Origin of the sequence: Thermocatellispora tengchongensis (assembly GCF_014202315.1) — a bacterium.
GTDB lineage: Bacteria > Actinomycetota > Actinomycetes > Streptosporangiales > Streptosporangiaceae > Thermocatellispora > Thermocatellispora tengchongensis.
On the sequence record NZ_JACHGN010000020.1, the window covers coordinates 213,116 to 219,390 of the forward strand.

The 6,275-nt window shown below is 73.5% G+C and carries 7 protein-coding genes; 4 read left to right on the forward strand and 3 right to left on the reverse strand.

Translation table 11 applies throughout. The features are described from left to right. Nucleotides 1-50 precede the first annotated feature (50 nt). A complete protein-coding gene (locus HNP84_RS37855) occupies nt 51-737 on the reverse strand; it encodes a GNAT family N-acetyltransferase (RefSeq protein WP_312926654.1) in 687 nt (228 codons plus the stop codon). A 74-nt stretch (nt 738-811) separates the two neighbouring features. Here HNP84_RS37855 and HNP84_RS37860 point away from each other — a divergent pair, with 74 nt between their 5' ends. Beyond that, complete coding sequence (locus HNP84_RS37860) at nt 812-1,594, forward strand: MerR family transcriptional regulator (protein ID WP_185054836.1); 783 nt, start codon at nt 812-814, stop codon at nt 1,592-1,594. A 74-nt stretch (nt 1,595-1,668) separates the two neighbouring features. Here the strand turns inward: HNP84_RS37860 and HNP84_RS56420 are convergent, their stop codons facing one another. Together HNP84_RS56420 and HNP84_RS56425 are read right to left on the reverse strand one after the other, a co-directional pair. Further along, on the reverse strand, nt 1,669-2,085 hold the full coding sequence (locus HNP84_RS56420; RefSeq protein WP_312926656.1) for an amidohydrolase family protein: 417 nt from the start codon (nt 2,083-2,085) through the stop codon (nt 1,669-1,671). Next, nucleotides 2,082-2,507, reverse strand: coding sequence for an amidohydrolase family protein (locus tag HNP84_RS56425; protein WP_312926658.1), 426 nt, complete (start codon nt 2,505-2,507; stop codon nt 2,082-2,084). The genes HNP84_RS56420 and HNP84_RS56425 overlap by 4 nt, the downstream gene beginning before the upstream one ends. Before the next feature lie 83 nt (nt 2,508-2,590). On the opposite strand from HNP84_RS56425, the gene HNP84_RS54075 reads away from it, so the two are divergent. From HNP84_RS54075 to HNP84_RS37875, 3 genes are all read left to right on the forward strand, one after another. Continuing rightward, complete coding sequence (locus tag HNP84_RS54075) at nt 2,591-2,728, forward strand: sigma factor (protein WP_246519186.1); 138 nt, start codon at nt 2,591-2,593, stop codon at nt 2,726-2,728. Continuing rightward, nucleotides 2,725-3,420 carry a sigma factor-like helix-turn-helix DNA-binding protein gene (locus tag HNP84_RS37870; RefSeq protein WP_312926661.1) on the forward strand — a complete coding sequence of 232 codons (696 nt, stop codon included), beginning with the start codon at nt 2,725-2,727 and terminating at the stop codon, nt 3,418-3,420. The genes HNP84_RS54075 and HNP84_RS37870 overlap by 4 nt, the downstream gene beginning before the upstream one ends. A 354-nt stretch (nt 3,421-3,774) precedes the next feature. Further along, nucleotides 3,775-6,108 carry a golvesin C-terminal-like domain-containing protein gene (locus tag HNP84_RS37875; RefSeq protein WP_185054837.1) on the forward strand — a complete coding sequence of 778 codons (2,334 nt, stop codon included), beginning with the start codon at nt 3,775-3,777 and terminating at the stop codon, nt 6,106-6,108. The last annotated feature ends 167 nt before the right edge of the window (nt 6,109-6,275 follow it).

Sequence of the window (6,275 nt, forward strand, 5' to 3'; positions counted from 1 at the left end):
TCCCGTGGACACCGAACCGGGGATGAACACCCGGTGTACGCCCGGCCGGCTCAGCGACCGGCGACCGCGCTGCGCCGCTCCATCAGCAGCACGTCGCGCCACACGCCGTGGTGGCGGCCGATCCGCTCCCGCGTGCCGACCACGCGGAAGCCGAGCGCCCGGCGCAGCGCCAGGCCGGCGGCGTTCTCGGGGAAGACGCCGGTCTGCACGGTCCACACGCCCGCCTCCTCGCTCGCGGCGAGGAACGCGGACAGCAGGGCGCGGCCGATGCCCTGGGCCTGGCAGCCGGGATGGACGTAGATGCTGTGCTCGACCACCCCCGAGTACACCGGCCGCGCCGAGACGGCCGAGGCGGCGACCCAGCCGACCACCTCGCCGCTGCCGGCGTCGGCCGCCACGTACCGCAGGTGCGGCAGCTTGGCCGCCGTGAACCCCTCCCGGCTCGGCGCGACCGTCTCGAAACCGGCCTGCCCGGTGTCCAGCCCCGCCTGGTAGATCACCAGCACCTGGGCGGCGTCGGCGTCGCGCATCGGGCGGATCTCCAGGCCGGGGCCGGCGGCCGGCGTGACCGCCCGAGTTCTCGCCGCATCTGCGCCGTCGCCGTGGCCGGAGGTGCGACACACCGGCGAGGCCGGGACCGGATCGCCCATCACCACCTCGGCGGCGGTGGGAAAGCAGCGCACGCGGTTCTCGTCGATCCGGTACAGGCTCAAGGTGCCCCGCCGCTCGACGAGCACGAACCGCACCTCGGCTCAGCAGTCCAGGCCGGACGGCTTGACCCCTACGCGGCGTGAGCCCGCACAGTGGGGCCATGGGAGAACACGAGTACACCGTCGGCGTCGTCGTGGAGCTGGCCGGGGTGTCGGTGCGCACGCTGCACCACTACGACGAGATCGGCCTGCTCGAACCCAGCGAGCGCAGCGCCGCCGGCTACCGGCTCTACTCCGGCGAGGACCTGCGCAGGCTTCAGCGCATCCTGTTCTATCGGGAGCTGGACTTCGACCTGGGCACCATCGGCGCCATCCTCGCCGATCCGGCACGCACGGACGCCGACCGGTTGCGCGAGCAGCGTCGGCTGCTGACCGGCCGGATCGAACGGTATCAGGCCATGGTCGCCGTGATCGACCGGGAGCTCGACGCGCGCAGGCTCGGCATCACCCTCACCCCTGAGGAACGGCTGGAGGTCTTCGGCGGCACCCGTCTGGAGGACAACGCCGCGCAGGCGGAGCGGCGGTGGGGCGGCTCCGAGCAGTGGCGGCAGCGGCAGCGGCGCACCTCGGGCTACGCGGCCGAGGACTGGCTGGAGATCCGCCGCGAGCAGGCCGGCATCCACCAGCGCCTGCTCGACGCCATGCGCGCCGGTGCCCCGGCCACCGATCCGGCCGTCATGGACCTGGCCGAGGAGCACCGGCTGCACATCGACCGCCGCTACCACGACTGCGATCACGACACCCACCGCGCTCTCGCCAGGTCGTACCTCGCCAACGAACGGATCGGCCTCAACTTCGACGATGTGGCCCCCGGACTGTCGCGCTACGTCCACGACGCCATCATCGCCAACGCCGAGCGCGACGCCGGGCGCGCGGAGAGCTGACGCCGGGTGGCACGACCGGGCGGTGCCCGCGGGCGTGCGTGCCGCCCGCCCGCGGATCAAAGGCCGGTCACGCGCTACCTCGATTCGAGGTGGGGCCGGCGCACCCCGCGGCGCCACACGTCGGCGATGGAGCCGATGGCGGTGATGTCACGGGTCGGGTCGCCTTCGACCAGCACCAGGTCCGCGCGGCGACCGGGGGCGATCCGGCCGCGGTCGGCCAGGCCGAAGTGCCGGGCGGGCAGGCTGGTCGCGGCGGCCAGCGTCTGTTCGGGGCTGAGCCCGGCCTCGGTGAGCAGCCGCAGCTCGCGGTGCATGCCGGTGCCGTGGGCCGGGACGAACGGGGTGGCGTCGGTCCCGGCGAGCAGGGCCGCGCCCGCGCGGTACAGGGCCCGCAGCGCGCCGACCGCGTTGGCGAAACCACCGGGCCGGGCGCAGTCGGCGGTCTGGACGTCTCGGGCGGTGATCGCCTCGAAGTAGGCGAGCGTGGTCACGACGAAGACCCCTGGGCGCGGACCCGCTCGGCCAGCCGCTGTGAGGCGGGGTCGTCCGGGGCGAGGTCGCTCCACACGTGGGCCAGGCCGTCGGCGCCGGCATCGAGCGCGATCTCCACCTCCGACGCGGTGATGGCGTGGGCGATGACCCGCAGTCCGGCCTCGTGCGCCGCCGCGGCGAGGGCGGCGGCGACGTCCGGCGTCATGGCCGGGAGCTCGGCGCCGTGGACCGCGCCGTCGTCGATGACGATCTTGAGATAGTCGGCTCCCTCGGCCAGCCGGGCCTGGACGAACGCCGGCGCCTGCGCGGCGTCGGAGATGAACTCGGTCATCTCGGCCTCCAGGCCGCTGCCCGCCAGGAGCTGGGTCGGGTGCCCGCCGGGTGCGGTGGCCAGCATGCCCGCGCTGCGGAGGTCGGCCACGTGGTCGTTCTCGGCGGCCAGCCGCCGCTGCGCGGCGAGCGTCGCCGGGTGCCGGCTGTGACATCGCCGCCTACGGCCGTGGCATGGATCACATCCGCGGCCGCGTCGCCGACACCGAGGACACGCTGCAGGAGGTGTGGCTGGCCTGGTCCGCCCGGCACCGCAGCCAGGACGCGGGACCGGTCGGGAACGCGCGGGCCTACCTGGTGCGGATCGCGTGAACCAGGCGCTGGCCCGCCGCGCGGACCTGAGCCGGCGGCAGGAGACCTACGTCGGACCCTGGCTGCCGGAGCCGCTGGTCACCGCCGAGGACGACGCCGCCGGGGCCGTCGAGCGCGCCGAGTCGTTGTCGATGGCGCTGCTGGTGGTGCTGGAGACGCTGTCGCCGCTGGAACGCGCGGTGTTCGTGCTGCACGAGGTGTTCGGCTTCGGCCACCCGGAGATCGCCGGCATCCTCGGCCGTACGCCGGCGGCGGTGCGCCAGTTGGCGGCACGCGCGCGGCGCCACGTCCACGCGCGGCGTCCTCGGCACCGGACCGAGCCGGACGTCCACGCCCAGGTCACCGAGCGCTTCGCCGTGGCCGCCCTCGGCGGCGACCTCCAGGCCCTGCTCGAGGTGCTGGCACCGGACGTGACGCTGTGGACCGACGGCGGCGGCAAGGGGCCCGCCACCAGCCTGCGGCCCGTGCACGGCCGCGACCGGGTGGCCGCGCTGTTCATGTCGGTCGCCGCGACGGTCCCCGCCGAAGGGCTGGACATCCGCTACCGCCGGGTGGCGGGCGACCCGTGCGCGCTCGTCTTCGCCGGCGACAGCCCGCTCGCCGTGGTGGTCGTGGACCTCACGCCGGGCGGCGATCGGATCGCCGGCATCTACTCGGTCACCAATCCCGACAAGCTCACCGGGGTCCGCTGACCCGGTCTCGGCCCGCCGCCGAGACGGCGGGTTCACAGGGGGTTGACGCCCTTGCAACATGTGCGCAAACATCCCAAGTGTCGCAAGGGACTTGCAATGGAGGCAGGGTGGCTTCCGGTGAGAGCAACAAACAGAGCGTGGAACGGGTGATCCCGGTACGTGGCGGCGCCGGTCCGCTTCCGAGATCGTCGCCGCCGTCTCCGGTTCGCCGCCCCGAGGCCGAGATCGCCGGTCCCCTGCGGAAGTAGGGGAGCCGCCCGGCAGGTGTCCTCGGCGGAACGGCATTTCCGCGGAGAACCCCGGCTCCGCCCGGCGGCCCCCACACCCCCCTGCCCGTCACGACAGAGGTGCTCCATGCCCACATTCACCCGCATGCTCGGCTGCATGCTCGCCTTACTCCTCGCCGTCTCCATCGGCCCGCCCGCCGTGGCCGCCCCCGGACCGGTGGAGGTCGTCTCCACGACCCGCGACGCCGGGTACCGGGAGACCGGCACCTGGACCCAGGCCCAGCGCACCGGCTACCTCGGCGGCACCACCCGCTTCACCCGCGAGGTCGGCGCCACCGCGAGTTGGACGCTCACCGCCCCCGCCGACGACGAGTACGCCATCGGCGTCTGGATCCCCGCCTCGTCCGACGTCAACGACCCGGCCGTCACCTATGGCTGGAACGGCACGTCGGTCAGGGCGAACCAGGCCGCCTTCGGGGACGCCTGGCACACCCTAGGCACCGTCCGGCTGGCTCGGGGGGCCACGCTGACCGTCACGGTGACCGCGCGGACGGCCGGCAAGGTCACCCGGGCCGACGCCGTACGGCTCTCCTCCACCCGGCCGAGCCAGGACGTGCTGGTCAACCAGAGCGGCTACGACCTGACCGGGCCCAAGCGGTTCACCGCCCCGCGCGCCACCGACGGCGACACCTTCACGATCACCCGTGAGGGCTCCGCCGAGGTTCTGTTCCGGGGCACCGTCAAGGGCGGCGTGGGGGACTTCACCGGGTTCCGCCCGGCCGGCGCCGGGCCGTACGTCGTCACCGTGACCGGCGACCTCGGCACGGGCACCTCGCACCCGTTCGGCATCGGCCCGTACTGGACCTACCGGGTGTCGATCCAGCGCGCGGTGGACTTCATGGTGCAGAGCCGATGCGCGCACGGCGACGCCACCAAGCTCGTCTTCACCGACCCGGCGGGCAACCACTGCAACCGCGGCAACACCGGAGTCGCCTGGCGGGACGACCACCAGTTCTCCTTCACCCTGCAGAGCCTGATCGAGCTGTACCTGTCCAACCCGGACGCGTTCACCAGGTCGCCCGGGACCGGCCGCTACGACGGGCTGGCCATCTCCACGACCCCGGACGCGCCCGAGATCGTCAAGCTGATCAACTGGGGCGTGGACCTGTACCTGCAAGGGAAGGTCAACCACACCTTGCTCAAGGAGCAGCTGGCCTGGTTCGTCCACGCCTATCCGCACCTGTCGAAGTGGATCCCCCGCGAGCAGTACGTCAAGGCCCGCGATCACCTGGTCGCGAACTGGTCGAACCCCGCCCGGGACCGGTGGAACTGGTACGACATCCCGCACAGCGCGGACCTGTTCCAGACGTACACGATCATCGGCACCGGCAAGGGGCAGTTCCCGCCCGGCCACTCGATCGTGCCGAACCTCATGATGTACGACGTGGCCCGGCGCGACGGGCTGCCCGACCCGGGCCGCTACCTGAACGCCGCCCGCGCGCAGGTGGACTGGATCGTGGCGAACCTGGACTGGAACGACCCGGCCACCACCAAGGGCCAGCGGATGAGCGAGCACGTCACCATGGAGTCGCTGGCCTACTACGCCGAGCGGTACCCCGATCCCGAGCTGACGGCCAAGATCGAGCAGTGGGCGGACGTGGCCATCGCCCGGTCCCAGAACATGTGGGATTTCCGGAAATACTCTGACTCGCTGTGGATCATTCCGGAGTTCAACGAGCCGGGCAACGTCGCCGGTCTCCCCGCCGCCGCCCTCGCCGCGGCACGTGTGATCGACGATCCCGCGAAGCGGGCGGCGCTGCGCCGCATCGCCGCCGGTCAGATCGACAACGTCTTCGGGCGCAATCCCGCCGACGCCCACTTCTCCCACGACGCCGCCACCCCGCAGGGCTTCGAGGGCGTGGAGCGCGGCTGGCCGAAGGAGTACCCGCCCGGCCGGGGCGCGGGTGAGCTGGAGGAGGTGCGGGGCGTGCTGGACGGCTCGCCCAAGGAGGCCTCCTACCCGTACGACCCCACGGCCGACCTCGGCTACACCGAGGGCTGGGTGGCCTTCAACACCGCATGGAACGCCAGCCTGGCCCAGCTCGCCGCCGACCAGACGTCCGTGCACGTCTCCGGCTCCGTGCCCGGCCTCGCCGCCGGCACGCTGGCGCCCGCCGACACGGTGAACGTACGGCTCCGCGCGCCGCTCAACCTGGACCCGGCCACCGCCGAGCACGGCACGGTCAGGGTGCGCACCTCCCGCGGCGACTCCGAGACCGTACGGGTGACCGAGACGGGAACCGGCGCGCTGGACTTCACCGGCCGCATCCCGGCCCTGCCCGAGCCGGGACGGCCGGGCGACGGCACGCTCCAGCTCATGCCCGGCGACACCGTCACGTTCTCCTACGGCCTGGGCGCCTTCACCGCCACCGCCACGCTCAAGGTCACCCCGGCCCCCTGACGCCCCGGCCGGCCCGGCGCTGAGCCCGGCGCAGGGATGTGGCGCGGGGGGCGGGGGGCGCCCCCCCCCCCCGGGGGGGGGGGGGGGGGGGGGGGGGGGGGCCCCGCAACAGGACAACCGGCGGCCCGGGTTTTTTGCGGGTTGTGGGGTGGTTACACCCCCCAGTG

What these genes read in the sequence shown, in the direction of transcription:
- HNP84_RS37860 (WP_185054836.1), top strand. Translation starts at nt 812, where the DNA reads ATGGGAGAACACGAGTACACCGTCGGCGTCGTCGTGGAGCTGGCCGGG.
- HNP84_RS54075 (WP_246519186.1), top strand. Translation starts at nt 2,591, where the DNA reads ATGGATCACATCCGCGGCCGCGTCGCCGACACCGAGGACACGCTGCAG.
- HNP84_RS37875 (WP_185054837.1), top strand. Translation starts at nt 3,775, where the DNA reads ATGCCCACATTCACCCGCATGCTCGGCTGCATGCTCGCCTTACTCCTC.